This window comes from Trinickia dinghuensis (assembly GCF_003367175.1).
In the GTDB taxonomy this organism is placed as follows: domain Bacteria; phylum Pseudomonadota; class Gammaproteobacteria; order Burkholderiales; family Burkholderiaceae; genus Trinickia; species Trinickia dinghuensis.
On the sequence record NZ_QRGA01000007.1, the window covers coordinates 225,064 to 238,040 of the forward strand.

General features: G+C 67.1%; 13 protein-coding genes. 8 read left to right on the plus strand and 5 right to left on the minus strand.

Annotated elements, in window-relative coordinates:
• Nucleotides 1-3: 3 nt before the first annotated feature.
• From rqpR to DWV00_RS13485, 4 genes are all read left to right on the plus strand, one after another.
• On the plus strand, nt 4-660 hold the full coding sequence (gene rqpR, locus DWV00_RS13470) for a response regulator transcription factor RqpR (protein ID WP_115534080.1): 657 nt from the start codon (nt 4-6) through the stop codon (nt 658-660).
• Between the two features lie 163 nt (nt 661-823).
• Nucleotides 824-2,251 carry a branched-chain amino acid transporter BcaP gene (bcaP, locus tag DWV00_RS13475; RefSeq protein WP_115534081.1) on the plus strand — a complete coding sequence of 476 codons (1,428 nt, stop codon included), beginning with the start codon at nt 824-826 and terminating at the stop codon, nt 2,249-2,251.
• 287 nt (nt 2,252-2,538) lie between these two features.
• Nucleotides 2,539-3,111, plus strand: coding sequence for an SRPBCC family protein (locus DWV00_RS13480; RefSeq protein WP_115534082.1), 573 nt, complete (start codon nt 2,539-2,541; stop codon nt 3,109-3,111).
• Nucleotides 3,084-4,127 (plus strand): XdhC family protein, encoded by a 1,044-nt coding sequence (locus DWV00_RS13485; RefSeq protein ID WP_115534083.1) that lies wholly within the window; start codon nt 3,084-3,086, stop codon nt 4,125-4,127. The genes DWV00_RS13480 and DWV00_RS13485 overlap by 28 nt, the downstream gene beginning before the upstream one ends.
• Here DWV00_RS13485 and DWV00_RS13490 read toward each other — a convergent pair.
• From DWV00_RS13490 to fliE, 5 genes are all read right to left on the minus strand, one after another.
• Nucleotides 4,124-4,507, minus strand: coding sequence for an EscU/YscU/HrcU family type III secretion system export apparatus switch protein (locus DWV00_RS13490; protein ID WP_115534317.1), 384 nt, complete (start codon nt 4,505-4,507; stop codon nt 4,124-4,126). The two genes, DWV00_RS13485 and DWV00_RS13490, sit on opposite strands and share 4 nt — an antisense overlap.
• A complete protein-coding gene (gene fliK, locus DWV00_RS13495) occupies nt 4,504-6,108 on the minus strand; it encodes a flagellar hook-length control protein FliK (protein ID WP_115534084.1) in 1,605 nt (534 codons plus the stop codon). Before fliK ends, DWV00_RS13490 begins: the two co-directional genes overlap by 4 nt.
• A gap of 85 nt (nt 6,109-6,193) precedes the next feature.
• Nucleotides 6,194-6,523 (minus strand): flagellar protein FliT, encoded by a 330-nt coding sequence (locus tag DWV00_RS13500; protein ID WP_115534085.1) that lies wholly within the window; start codon nt 6,521-6,523, stop codon nt 6,194-6,196.
• A complete protein-coding gene (fliS, locus tag DWV00_RS13505; protein WP_115534086.1) occupies nt 6,520-6,957 on the minus strand; it encodes a flagellar export chaperone FliS in 438 nt (145 codons plus the stop codon). Before fliS ends, DWV00_RS13500 begins: the two co-directional genes overlap by 4 nt.
• Before the next feature lie 215 nt (nt 6,958-7,172).
• The gene (fliE, locus tag DWV00_RS13510; protein WP_115534087.1) at nt 7,173-7,514 is read right to left on the minus strand and encodes a flagellar hook-basal body complex protein FliE; all 342 of its coding nucleotides are present in this window, start codon (nt 7,512-7,514) and stop codon (nt 7,173-7,175) included.
• 265 nt (nt 7,515-7,779) lie between these two features.
• On the opposite strand from fliE, the gene fliF reads away from it, so the two are divergent.
• Genes fliF through fliI form a run of 4 tightly spaced genes read left to right on the plus strand, consistent with a single transcriptional unit; the run spans nt 7,780 to nt 12,973 of the window.
• Nucleotides 7,780-9,597, plus strand: coding sequence for a flagellar basal-body MS-ring/collar protein FliF (fliF, locus tag DWV00_RS13515; protein WP_115534088.1), 1,818 nt, complete (start codon nt 7,780-7,782; stop codon nt 9,595-9,597).
• A complete protein-coding gene (gene fliG, locus DWV00_RS13520; protein WP_115534089.1) occupies nt 9,587-10,582 on the plus strand; it encodes a flagellar motor switch protein FliG in 996 nt (331 codons plus the stop codon). Before fliF ends, fliG begins: the two co-directional genes overlap by 11 nt.
• The gene (fliH, locus tag DWV00_RS13525; protein ID WP_115534090.1) at nt 10,575-11,243 is read left to right on the plus strand and encodes a flagellar assembly protein FliH; all 669 of its coding nucleotides are present in this window, start codon (nt 10,575-10,577) and stop codon (nt 11,241-11,243) included. Before fliG ends, fliH begins: the two co-directional genes overlap by 8 nt.
• Entirely contained in the window at nt 11,240-12,973 is a 1,734-nt protein-coding gene (gene fliI, locus DWV00_RS13530) for a flagellar protein export ATPase FliI (protein WP_115534318.1), read from the plus strand. Before fliH ends, fliI begins: the two co-directional genes overlap by 4 nt.
• Nucleotides 12,974-12,977 lie beyond the last annotated feature (4 nt).

Genomic DNA, 12,977 nt, shown 5'->3' on the forward strand with positions numbered 1-12,977 from the left:
GCAATGACGCTCAGAATCCTGCTCGTCGACGACCACGCCATCGTGCGCCAAGGCGTTCGCCAGCTATTGCTGAACCATGGCGTCGCGCGGGATGTCGTCGAAGCCGATACCGGCGCCCAGGCGCTCGCCAGCCTCGACGGCGAGCCGTTCGACATCGTCTTGCTCGACATCTCGCTGCCGGACATGAACGGCGTCGAAGTGCTCAAGCGCGTGAAGCGCCGCGCCCCGCGCGCGCCCGTCATGATGTTCTCGATGTACCGGGAGGATCAGTACGCCGTGCGCTCGCTCAAGGCCGGCGCGGCCGGCTATCTGTCGAAGACGGTGACGGCGTCGCAGATGATCGACGCGATCCGCCAGGTCGCGGCGGGCCGCAAATACGTGAGCCCCGCGCTGGCGGAAGCGCTCGCCGACTACGTCTCGTTCGACAGCGATCAACTGCCGCACGAGAAGCTCTCCGACCGCGAGTACCAGACGCTATGCATGCTCGCCTCGGGCAAGCGGCTCACCGACATCGCCCACGCACTCTCGCTTTCGGTCAAGACGGTCAGCGTCTACCGCGCCCGGCTGCTGGAAAAGATGAAGCTGCGCAACAACGCCGAGCTGACCTTCTACGTGATGAGCAACCGGCTCGTCGACCTCAACCCGGCGATGACGGGCTGAAAACGGGCATCGCCCGGTTGTCTTTGAAACCGCTCGGGCCACGCTAAGACTTTTCCGACTTACTCGGTTGCAACCCATTTTTGCCGACGGGTTGAGCTAGAATCCAGGGTTTTTCCGTATTGAGTTGCACCCGCCGGTGCAACCATTAAGAGACCCTCGTTCCATGTCCCTTTTCCGCAAGAAAGACGTCGAGCAGATGATCGCCGGCGCAGAACGCTCGAGCCTGAAGAAAGCGCTCGGCGCGCTCGATCTCACCTTCCTCGGTATCGGCGCGATCATCGGCACCGGCATTTTCGTGCTGACGGGCACGGGCGCCGTCCAAGCCGGCCCCGCGCTGATGGTCGCCTTCTTGATCGCCGCGTTCGCTTGCGCGCTGTCCGGTCTCGCGTACGCGGAATTCGCCTCGACGATTCCCGTCGCCGGCTCCATCTACACCTACTCGTACGCCACGCTCGGCGAAATCGTGGCCTGGATCATCGGCTGGGATCTGATGCTCGAGTACGGATTGGCCACCTCGGCCGTCTCGGTCGGCTGGTCCGGCTATCTGCAATCGCTCATCGCGGGCTTCGGCCTGAAGCTGCCGGTGGCGCTGTCGGCCGCGCCGGGGGCCGTGCCCGGCGCGACGACACTGTTCAACCTGCCCGCGTTCCTCGTCATGATGGCCATCACGACGCTGCTGTCCGTCGGCGTGCGCGAATCGACGCGGATCAACAACCTCATGGTCGCGATCAAGGTGACGGTCGTGCTTGCCGTTATCGCGGTCGGCGCGTTCCACGTGCAGCCGGCGAACTGGCATCCGTTCATGCCGAACGGCTGGCACGGCGTGTTCGGCGCGGCGGCCGTCATGTTCTTCGCGTTCATCGGCTTCGATTCCGTGTCGTCCGCGGCCGAGGAAGTCAAAAATCCGAAGCGCGATCTGCCGATCGGCATCATTGCTTCGCTCGCCGTCTGCGCCGTGCTCTACGTGGCGGTGGCCGCCGTCGTCACGGGCATCGTCCCGTCGCCGCGCTTCGCCGGTGTCTCGCATCCGGTCTCGTACGCGCTGCAAGTGGCGGGGCAGAACTGGGTGGCCGGCTTCATCGATCTGGGCGCCGTGCTCGGCATGCTCACCGTCATTCTCGTGATGAGCTACGGCCAAACGCGGATCATCTTCGCGATGTCGCGCGACGGCCTGCTGCCGAAAGCCCTCTCGCGCGTGCATCCGCGCTTCGCCACGCCGTTCCTGACGACCTGGCTCGTCGGCCTGTTCTTCGGGCTCATCGGCGCGCTCGTGCCACTGAACGTGCTGGCCGAACTGATCAACATCGGCACGCTGGCCGCGTTTTCGATGGTCTCGATCGCCGTGCTCATCTTGCGCCGCACGCACCCGCACCTGCCGCGCTCGTTCCGCTGCCCCGGCGTGCCGGTCCTGCCGCTGCTCGCCGTCGCCGCCTGCGTGTTTCTGATGGTCAACCTGCAATGGATCACGTGGGTCGCCTTCCTCGTCTGGCTGGCGATCGGTCTGACCGTCTACTTCGGCTATTCGCGCAGGAATTCCCTGCTGGCTCGCGGCGAGGAGTACAGCGCGGCAAGCCACAGCAAGCAGCAGTGAAGGGCAGTCAGTTCAGTAAGTGCGGCAAGTAAGCGGCAGTAAGCACTCGCTACTGCACATCGCGGAGCCTGGGCATTCGAATGTCCGCGGCGCCTGCTTTCGACGGCATCGCCGGCTTTCGCCACGATGCCGTTTTTCGTTGCACACGGTTTGCTCCCCGTTCCCGCGCGTGCACTCGGGTGAACTCGCTCGCGCTGCGCGGTCCATAATGATTAAGCCTTGATGACAACGTCCGACGTTCGAACTGACGGGCGCCGGCCTTTCTCTCTCGAAGGAGGAGCAACGCAATGGAATTGACGGAAAGCTATACGCTGCCTGTGCCGCCGCAACGGACATGGGAAGCACTGACCGATGCCGCTATCCTGCGCGCGTCGATTCCCGGCTGCGAAGACATCCAGGCCGACGGGGAAAACGGCTTCGCGGTGGCCGTGAATCCAGGCGCTGACGGGGTCGGTTCCCGGTTCAGAGGGCGCGTACGGCTGACGGAAGCGGATACCCCCGGCGCGCGCACGTTGCTGTTCCAACTCGATCCACCGGCGTCCGGCGCGGTCAACGGCAACGGGCCCCATGGCGCACGGCTGCGGCTCGAAGCCGATGGCGATGCATCGAGCACCCTGCTCTACACGGCTTACGCGCAGACGTTGCATGCCGATGGGACAAGCCCGGCCGATGATGTCGTACGCAAGGTTGCCGATGAATTCTTCAAGCGCTTCGCCGCGCATTTGAGCGCCTACGACAAGCCGCTGCCGAGCGACGCGCCGCAGGCGGCCGGGCCGTCGGGCCAACACGCGGCCGTGCTCGAATCGGCGCCGGCGGGCAAGGGAGGGAAATCGTGGAAAGCATGGACCTCGAGGTCCTGAATTCCAGCGCACGCTGGCTCGCCGACGGCAGGCAGGTGCTGCTCGCCACCGTCGTGCGGACTTGGGGCTCGTCGCCGCGGCCCGAGGGCGCAATGCTCGCGATTCGCGGGGACGGCCTCGTCGTCGGTTCGGTATCCGGGGGATGTATCGAGGACGACTTGATCGAGCGCCTGCGGCGCGGAGACATCGACCTCGCGCGGCCGAGCGTCGCCCACTACGGCGTCGAGGCCGAGGAGGCGCACCGGTTCGGGCTGCCCTGCGGGGGCACGCTCGAACTCGTGCTCGAGCCGCTGACGAAAGAAAGCGGTATCGATACGCTGTGCACCGCGCTCGAAAACGGCGCCTTGGTGGCGCGCACGCTCGAGATGACGACCGGCGGCACCCGCCTCGCGCCGGCCGCGGCCAACGACGGCATCCGGTTCGACGGCGAGCGGCTCGTGACCGTTCACGGGCCGCGCTACCGGATGCTCGTCATCGGCGCCGGGCAGTTGTCGAGCTACTTGGCGTCGATGGCGGTGGGGCTCGACTATCGCGTGACCGTCTGCGATCCGCGCGAGGAGTACACCAACGAGTGGCGTGTCCCGGGCACCGAGATCGTTCGCACGATGCCCGACGACGCCGTGCTGGAGATGAAGCTCGACCGGCGCTCGGCCGTGATCGCGCTCACACATGATCCGAAGCTCGACGATCTCGCGCTGATGGAGGCGCTCAAGACGAGCGCGTTCTATGTCGGCGCGCTCGGTTCGCGGCGCAACAACGCCGCGCGGCGCGACCGGCTGCGCGAGTTCGATCTGAGCGAAGCAGAGCTTGCGCGGCTGCATGGGCCCGTCGGCATTTACATCGGCAGCCGCACCCCGCCTGAAATCGCGATTTCGATCCTCGCCGAGGTGACGGCCGCGAAAAACGGCGTGTCGCTACCGACCATGCTGCGAGTCGAAGGGGCCAAGGCTGCGCGCGAGCAAGCCGCGTGCGGGTGTGAGGTTTTGGGGGCAGCGGCCGGGCTCGAGGCCCGCTAACGCGGCAGCAGCGGGACGTCCAAGACGGCCGGCATCACGACGTCGGCCACGGCGGTGTCCGGCGAGGCTGCGTTGGAACCCGCCGCTGCAGCATCCACCTCTTCATCCGCCACCCCGCTTTCTAGGCGATAGAGCCAAGCGAGCAACTCCGCCACCGCCTGATAAAGCTCGGGGGGAATCCGCGAATCGAGGTCGACCTGCATCAGCAGCGACACCATTTCGGGCGCCCGATGGACGTAGAGTCCGGCTTCCTGCGCACGCTGGATGATCATCTCGGCCACGAGCCCGTAGCCCTTCGCCACGACGCGCGGGGATTTGTCGCCGCTCTTCTCGTCGTAAGCCAGCGCCGCCGCACTCTTGCGCCGTTCGCGCCGGCTCATGATCCGCTCCATTCGAAGGGATCGTCGAACAAGCGGTCGATCGGCGAAGGCACGGGGCCGCGCTTGGATTGTGCCTCCGCATCGAAGGCTTGCGCGCCGAATCCGCGGGCCGGATCCAGCGGGCCGTCCCGGACTTCGACATCCGACACGTCTTGCGACTGCGCATCGCGCGCCTCGCTCTCTGCTTGCGCCTGCGCCTGGGCGGCAGCCGCCGCGCGCGCATAGGCCGAGGTCGCGGCCGAAGCGGCCGCGCCCGCCGCGGCAGGCGCCGTGCCGCCGATCTCGCGGATCTGCAGCCCGGCCAGCTCGATCCCCGCGGCCTCCAGCCGGCGTCCGAATGCCGCGCCGCCCGCGTTCAGCCGCGCGGCGCCGCCGGGGCTCGCCTGCATGCGCACCACGAGCTGCGTGCCGTTGAGCACGAGTTCGGCGTCGACGGTGCCGAGCGTCGGCAACGCCAGCGTCACCCGCGTGCGCCAGCCCTGCTGCCCATCGTCCTCGGCGTCTCCCGAACGGCCGCGCCGCTCGCGCTCCGGCTCGATCGTCCAATCGAGCTTGGCGCCCGGCCATACCTCGCCCGTCCAGCGGAACTGCTGCGTGGCCAGCACGTCGAGTTGCTGGCGCACGAGCGGGATCGTCGCGGGATGAATCGAGGCGGCGATCGACGCGCGCACGTCGGGTGAAAGGCCCGCCGTATGGCCCGCATTCGATCCGCCGAAGGCCGCATCTTCGAGCAGCGTGGTCTGTGCGCCGCGCCAGGCCGCGCCGTCGGTGGCCGCACCCGGGTAGGAAGCCGTGCCGGCGTGCATTCCCGCGCCGAACGTCGGCATCGACAGTTGCGGCGGCAGTTCATGCGGCAGCCAGCCGCCGCCCGCGGGAACCGACGCGCTGGACGCCTGCCAGCCGGGCATTCCGGCCATATCGGCACCCGCGCCCGGATTGCTCCAATCGAGGGGCAGCTGCAGCGACTCGGCCGCCAGCCGCGTTTGCGGCTCGCTCGCGATCGCTTCGGCGGGATAAGTGCCGCCGAGCCACTGCGCGAGATGCGATTCGTAAAACAATCCCGATTCGTTGACGGTCTGCTCGAGCGCCTCGGCCAGCGCTGCGACCGGCATTGCCGTGGCCGCCGCGCCGACGGCAGCGGCACTCGTCGTCGAGCCGGCTTGCGCCGAGTCCGCTTGCGCAGCCGAATCGGCCGAAGCCGAAGCCGAAGCCGAAGCCGCAGCGGCGGCCGAACCCGCGGCGGAAGCGGCGGCGCCGCCCGCACCGGCCGCGAACAGCCCACCCGCGGCTGCCGGCGTATCGATCGCGGGCGGCGCGGGCCAGATCGGCGCCTCGCCGATGACGGCGGGCGTCGCCTCGCCGCCGAAGCGCGAAATCGCGTCGAGCGTCAGGGCAACTTCGGAAAGAATGGCTTGGGCGGACGCCGGAGGCGGCGTATCGAGCAGCGCGGCCGCGGCATCGGCCGGCGCCGGCGTGTCGACGGTCAGCCCCGTCGCGCCCGATTGCGCCGGGCTCGTGCGCGAGCCCGCGCCGACGCTCTCGAGCACACTGTCGATGCGGCTGACCAGCATCGAGGCGAGGGCAGAGTCGATTCCTGTCATGCCGCGTCCTTGCGCCGTCGTTGGGACCTACACTTACTTGCGCCGCAGGCCGGGAAAATGGGTTGGGCTGAATGCGCCGCGCGCGTCAGCGCGCGCCGAACAGTTCCTTGAGCACGTGCGCGGGGCGCCGTGCCGAAAAAAACGCGGACAAGCGCGCCACGCTCGGATTGACCAGGTCGCGAATCGCGGCATCGTCGGCCAGGATCTGGCGAATCAGGTCATACTTGCGCAGCCGGTCCTGCTCGTTCAGCGACACGCTCGAATCGACTTCGCGTAAGGTGTCGACGAGCGAGCGGTACTCTTCCTGCAGCTCCATCAATTCGTTCCAGAGCGCATCTCGAGCCGCCGACAGCATCCGCGACGAAACGACGGCAATCGCTTCGTAGCGTTCAAAATAGTCTGTTTTCGAATTCATCGCTGCGCGTCCACCTGCCCCTGCTGCGCCATGATGCGCGCCGCTTCCACGCCAATACCGATCCATGCTTCCTCGAGCGTCGCGAGCAGACGGTCCACTTCGACCAGCATCTCGTCGCTTTGCGAAACGTTCGCCTCGATCAGACGGCGTGTCATGTAACTGTAAAGTGCATCGAGCCGAGCAGCGATATCGCCGCCGACTTCCTTGTTCAGCGATGCCTGCAAGCCGCTGCCGATGATCCCGAGGGCCTTGGTGATCGCCTCGCCGCGCGGGCCGATGTTGCCTTGCTGCAAATGCATGCGCGCCTGCGCGATGGCCTTGCGCGCGCCCTGATACAGCATGAGGATCAGTCGATGCGGATTTGCGCCCATCACCCCTGTCTCGACGCCGACGCGTGCATACGCACTCGCTCCAGCGTGTCCTTGGGAAAACATCGGCGCTTCTCCTTGTGATCGTGAATCTGGGTGAGTCCAACCGGCGCGGCGGCTTCTGATCAAGGCGCGGTCTACACGCCCCACCCGCCGCTGCCGAGCGCGCTTCCAATCTTCCAATCAAAGCGCGCAAGCTATAACGCGGTTATCGGATCGCCCCGGGGAAAGCTTTAGCCGTCCGAGCGACCCGGCCGCACAGGCCGGCCGGCCTGCCTGCCTCAAATCGACATCTGCATGATGTCGTTGTAGGCGGCCACCAGCTTGTTACGAACTTGTAAGCCGAACTGCAGGCCGAGATTGGCCTTCTGCATGTCCACCATCACGTCGCTGAGCGACACGTTCGGCGAACCCATCTCGAACGCCTGCGATTCGCCGACCGCCTTGTTCTGATCGTCGCTGATCTTGTCGATCGAGCTTTTCAGGGCGGTGGCGAAGCTGCCGGCCGTCGCCGCGCCCGACTGCTCGCCGAGCGAGGCGGCCTTCGACTCGCCGGCCGCTTCGGCCGCCATGGACTGCATCTGCTGCAGGGCCGAGGTGAGCGGATTGACTGGGACGGTCATCGGTTTCTCCAAAAAAAGGGGCGAGAGGCTGAGCGCCAATCCGGACACGCGGCGCACTGACCCATCACGGAGAGTGAGCATAGCAGCGGCCCTCTTCGCAAACCCGTGAAACTAGGGGGAAAACCCGGTTCTATTCGACTGATTCAGTTGCGTACCGGTATGGATAATCCCCATCGTGAAAGTGTCCCCCGCCGGTCTCGATATGTGGGCTTAGCCCCTCGGACCCGCCGCCCGGACACCCCCGCATTCCGGAGAACCCCGACGCATGGATTCGCAGGCTAACTCTTTGATCAACCCCGACGCCCGCATGGGCCTCGCCAGCGCGCAGCCCGGTGCCGCCGCGGCCGGCTCGTTGCAAGGCGGGGGCGTAGGCGCGGCGGGCGGTGCAGCCGATTTCGGCGGCTTCGCCGGCCGGCTGTCCTCCCTCTCGCAAATGCGAGGCAATCCGCGCGCGCCGCTCATCGTCGCCATGGCCGTGCTGATCGCCGTCGTCACCGCGCTCGTGCTCTGGAGCCGCACGCCGGACTATCGCGTCCTGTACAGCAGCCTGTCGGATCAGGACGGCGGCGCCATCATTGCTGCGCTGCAGCAGGCGAACGTCCCCTACAAGTTCTCGGAAGGCGGCTCCGCCATTCTCGTGCCGTCGGACCAAGTCAACGAAGTGCGCCTGAAGCTCGCCTCGCAGGGGCTGCCCAAGAGCGGCTCGGTCGGCATGGAACTGATGGACAACGAGAAATTCGGCATCAGCCAATTCGCCGAGCAGGTGAACTATCAGCGTGCGCTCGAAGGCGAACTCGAACGCACGATCGAGTCGATCTCGGTCGTGCGCCAAGCCCGCGTGCATCTGGCCATTCCGAAGCCTTCCGTATTCGTGCGCGATCGCGAAGCGCCGACGGCATCGGTGCTCGTCAATCTGTATCCGGGCCGGATGCTCGACGAGGGCCAAGTTTCGGCCATCACGCACATGGTGGCCTCGAGCGTCACCGACCTGCCCGTCAAGAACGTCACGATCGTCGACCAGGACGGCACGCTGCTCACGCAGCCCTCCTCGGGCACCGGCCTCGACGCCTCGCAGCTCAAGTACGTGCAGCAAGTCGAGCACAACACGCAGCAGCGGATCGACGCGATCCTGGCCCCGCTGTTCGGCGCCGGCAACGCGCACTCGCAGGTCAGCGCCGACATCGACTTCTCGCAATTGGAACAAACGGCCGAAACTTACGGCCCGAACGGCAGCCAGCAGCAGGCGTCGATCCGCAGCCAGCAAACGAGCGAGTCGAGCGATATGTCGCAAAGCGGCGCGGGCGGCGTGCCCGGCGCGCTGTCGAACACGCCGCCGCAGCCGGCCTCGGCGCCGATCGTCGCCGCCAGCGGCGCGGCCGCCACGGGCCCGGCGGGGACGCCGATCAGCGAGCGCAAGGACGCCACGACGAACTACGAGCTCGACAAGCGCGTGAGCCACATGGAGCAGGCCAAGGGCGGCGTGAAGCGCCTGTCGGCGGCGGTCGTCATCAACTACCAGCGCGTCGTCGACGCCAAGGGCCACGCGACGATGCAGCCGCTCACGCCCGAAAAGCTCGCGCAGATCACGCAGCTCGTGAAGGACGCGATGGGCTACGACGCCAAGCGCGGCGACACGGTCAACATCGTCAACGCGACGTTCACGACCGAAGCCGACCCGCTCGTGAACCTGCCGTGGTGGAAGCAGCCCGAGATCATCTCGCTCGCGATCCAGGCGGCGAAGTGGCTCGGCATCGGCCTCGTCGCGCTGATCCTCTATCTGACGATGGTCAAGCCCGCGATGAAGCGCGCGTTCCCGCCGCCGGTCGAAGGCCACGCGGCCGACGGCTCGGGCATGGGCGGCATGCTGGACGGCCCCGGCGAGCCCGTGCTGCTCGATGGCGGCTCGCCGTCGCCGGTCACGACCGCGATGGAGCTCGACAACGACATGGAGCAAAACCTGCTTGCGTTCGAGAGCGAGAAGCACAAGTTCGAACGGAACCTCGATTACGCGCGGACCATCGCGCGCAAGGATCCGAAGATCGTAGCGACGGTTGTCAAGAATTGGGTGTCCGATGAGCGCTGAAGGGGTCACGAAGAGCGCGCTTCTGCTGATGTCGATCGGCGAGGAAGAAGCCGCTGAAGTATTCAAGTTTCTCGCGCCGCGCGAGGTGCAGAAGATCGGCGCCGCCATGGCCGCGCTCAAGAACGTGACGCGCGAGGAAGTCGAGAACGTCCTGCAGGACTTCGTCAAGGAAGCCGAGCAGCATACGGCGATGTCGCTCGATTCGAACGACTACATCCGTTCGGTGCTGACGAAGGCGCTCGGCGAAGACAAGGCCGGCGTGCTGATCGACCGGATTCTGCAAGGCAGCGACACGAGCGGCATCGAAGGGCTCAAGTGGATGGACTCGCCCGCCGTGGCCGAGCTCATCAAGAACGAGCACCCGCAGATCATCGCGACGATTCTCGTGCACTTGGACCGCGACCAGGCCTCGGAAATCGCTGCCTGCTTCACGGACCGGCTGCGCAACGACGTGCTGCTGCGCATCGCCACGCTCGACGGGATTCAGCCGGCCGCGCTGCGCGAACTCGACGACGTCTTGACTAGCCTGCTCTCGGGCAGCGACAACCTCAAGCGCAGCCCGATGGGCGGCATCCGCACCGCGGCCGAAATCCTGAACTTCATGCCGACCATGCACGAGGAGTCGATTCTCGAGAACGTGCGCCAGTACGACGCCGACCTCGCGCAGAAGATCATCGACCAGATGTTCGTGTTCGAGAACCTGCTCGACCTCGAAGACCGGGCGATCCAGCTGCTGCTCAAGGAAGTGGAGTCCGAAGCGCTCATCATCTCGCTCAAGGGCGCCCCGCCCGCGCTGCGTCAGAAGTTCCTCTCGAACATGTCGCAGCGCGCGGCCGAACTGCTCGCCGAAGATCTCGACGCACGCGGTCCGGTGCGGGTCTCGGAAGTGGAAACGCAACAGCGCCGCATCCTGCAGATCGTGCGCAACCTGGCCGAGAGCGGCCAAATCGTAATCGGTGGAAAGGCGGAAGATGCCTATGTCTGATTCAGGCCGCTCGGACAAGAAGCCCGTCTCAGCGTACCAGCGCTGGGAGATGGCTTCGTTCGACCCGCCTCCCCCTCCCGATCCCGTCCGCGAGAACAAGCTCGCGCATGAGATCCAGCGTATTCGCGCGGCCGCTCACCAGCAGGGGCTCGCCTCGGGTCACGTCGCCGGTCAGGCGATCGGCTATCAAGCCGGCTTCGACCAGGGCCATGCCCAAGGGCTGGAAAAAGGCCGCCAGGAAGCGCACGCCGAAGCCGCGCGGCTCGCCGGCCTCGCCGATGCGTTCAAGGCCGCCCTCGACGGCGCCCAGACGGAAATGTCGGAGTCGCTCGTCGCGCTGGCGATCGACATCGCCCATCAGGTCGTGCGCCAGCATGTGACGCACGATCCGGCCGCCGTCATCGCCGCCGCCCGCGAAGTGCTCGCGGCCGAGCCGGCACTGGTCGGCTCGCCGCAGCTGATCGTCAATCCGGCCGATCTGCCGATCGTCGAAGCCTATTTGAAGGACGAACTCGACACGCTCGGCTGGAACGTGCGGACCGACGTGGCCGTCGAGCGCGGCGGCTGCCGCGCGCAGGCCGCCACCGGCGAAATCGACGCCACCATCGGCACGCGCTGGCATCGCGTCGCAGCCGCCCTCGGCAAGGTAAGCCAATGGTGAACGAAACCACCGTCGCCTCGCTGCGCGCAAGCGGGTTGTCGCCGCTCGAGGTCGAACTGGCGCTCGCGTCGTTCAGCCCCGAAGCCATGCCCGACGCACGCCGCGCGCTCGATCCGGATGGGAACGAAGCGAAGCCGGCCTTCGACGAGATCGACCCGCAAGACCAGCGGGCCGCGATCGACGCCATCGACGCGATCGCCAAGGCAGCGGCGGGCGAGACGGCACCGGCACAAGCACAGGCGACCGCTCCCGCTCAACGGGAGTCCGGTCCTCATGCAACGCCGGCCCCCCATGCGCCCGCCAGCGCCTCGCGCGCGGCCGCGCCGCACCCGGTTTTCACGCCCGATCCCGCGCTAGCGAACAACGCGCACCTGGCCGCTTGGCGCACGCGCCTGAACGGCCTGCGCGAACGCAGCGCGCTCGCGCGGCCGCTGTCGGCCTGCGGGCGCCTCACGCGCGCGGCGGGACTCGTGCTCGAGGCGATCGGCATGCGCATGGCGGTGGGCGCCGAATGCCTGATCGAAATGCCGCCCGGCAGCACGCTGCCGATGGCCGAGGCCGAAGTGGTCGGCTTCGCCGGCGATCGCCTGTTTCTGATGCCGACGACCGAAGTCGCCGGCCTGTTGCCCGGCGCGCGCGTCTATCCGCGCGAGGCCGCCCCGCTCGCCGATCCGCTCGCGGGCGCCAAGCGCCTGCCGGTCGGCTGGGGCATGCTCGGGCGCGTCGTCGATTCGTCGGGCCGCCCGCTGGACGGCCTCGGGCCGCTCGCGACCAACGTCGATGCGCCGCTCACGGCCCCGTCGATCAACCCGCTCAAGCGCGAGCCGATCCACAAGGTGCTCGACGTCGGCGTGCGCGCGATCAACGCGCTGCTCACGGTCGGGCGCGGCCAGCGCATGGGGCTCTTCGCGGGCTCCGGCGTCGGTAAATCGGTGCTGCTCGGCACGATGGCGCGCTACACGAGCGCCGAAGTCATCGTGATCGGGCTCATCGGCGAACGCGGCCGCGAAGTGAAGGAATTCATCGAGCAGATCCTCGGCGAGGACGGGCTCGCCCGCTCCGTCGTCGTGGCGGCGCCGGCCGACGTCTCCCCGCTCATGCGGATGCAGGGCGCCACCTACGCCACCTCGCTCGCCGAATACTTCCGCGACCAGGGCAAGCACGTGCTGCTGCTCATGGATTCGCTGACGCGCTACGCGATGGCGCAGCGCGAGATCGCACTCGCCATCGGCGAGCCGCCGGCGACGAAAGGCTATCCGCCGTCCGTCTTCGCCAAGCTGCCGGCGCTCGTCGAGCGCACGGGCAACGGCCCGGCCGGCGGCGGCTCGATCACGGCGTTCTATACCGTGCTGACCGAAGGCGACGATCAGCAAGACCCTATCGCCGACTCGGCGCGCGCGATTCTCGACGGCCATATCGTGCTGTCGCGAGCGCTCGCCGAAGCCGGCCACTATCCGGCGATCGACATCGAAGCCTCGATCAGCCGGGCGATGACGGCGCTCATCGACGAGAAACATCTGGACCGCGTGCGGATCTTCAAGCAGATGTTGTCCCGTTATCAGCGTAATCGCGACTTGATCAACGTCGGGGCCTATTCGAGCGGACGCGATGCGCTGCTCGACCGGGCAATCGCGCTGTATCCGCGCATCGAAGCATTTCTGCAACAGGGCTTTCGCGAATGTGCACCGTTCGAACCAAGCCTCACTATGCTTGACGCGCTGTTCCAATGAGGAG

Coding starts and splice junctions, on each gene's coding strand:
- rqpR (WP_115534080.1), top strand. CDS start 4: ATGACGCTCAGAATCCTGCTCGTCGACGACCACGCCATCGTGCGCCAA.
- bcaP (WP_115534081.1), top strand. CDS start 824: ATGTCCCTTTTCCGCAAGAAAGACGTCGAGCAGATGATCGCCGGCGCA.
- DWV00_RS13480 (WP_115534082.1), top strand. CDS start 2,539: ATGGAATTGACGGAAAGCTATACGCTGCCTGTGCCGCCGCAACGGACA.
- DWV00_RS13490 (WP_115534317.1), bottom strand. CDS start 4,507: ATGAGCCGGCGCGAACGGCGCAAGAGTGCGGCGGCGCTGGCTTACGAC.
- fliK (WP_115534084.1), bottom strand. CDS start 6,108: ATGACAGGAATCGACTCTGCCCTCGCCTCGATGCTGGTCAGCCGCATC.
- DWV00_RS13500 (WP_115534085.1), bottom strand. CDS start 6,523: ATGAATTCGAAAACAGACTATTTTGAACGCTACGAAGCGATTGCCGTC.
- fliS (WP_115534086.1), bottom strand. CDS start 6,957: ATGTTTTCCCAAGGACACGCTGGAGCGAGTGCGTATGCACGCGTCGGC.
- fliE (WP_115534087.1), bottom strand. CDS start 7,514: ATGACCGTCCCAGTCAATCCGCTCACCTCGGCCCTGCAGCAGATGCAG.
- fliF (WP_115534088.1), top strand. CDS start 7,780: ATGGATTCGCAGGCTAACTCTTTGATCAACCCCGACGCCCGCATGGGC.
- fliG (WP_115534089.1), top strand. CDS start 9,587: ATGAGCGCTGAAGGGGTCACGAAGAGCGCGCTTCTGCTGATGTCGATC.
- fliH (WP_115534090.1), top strand. CDS start 10,575: ATGTCTGATTCAGGCCGCTCGGACAAGAAGCCCGTCTCAGCGTACCAG.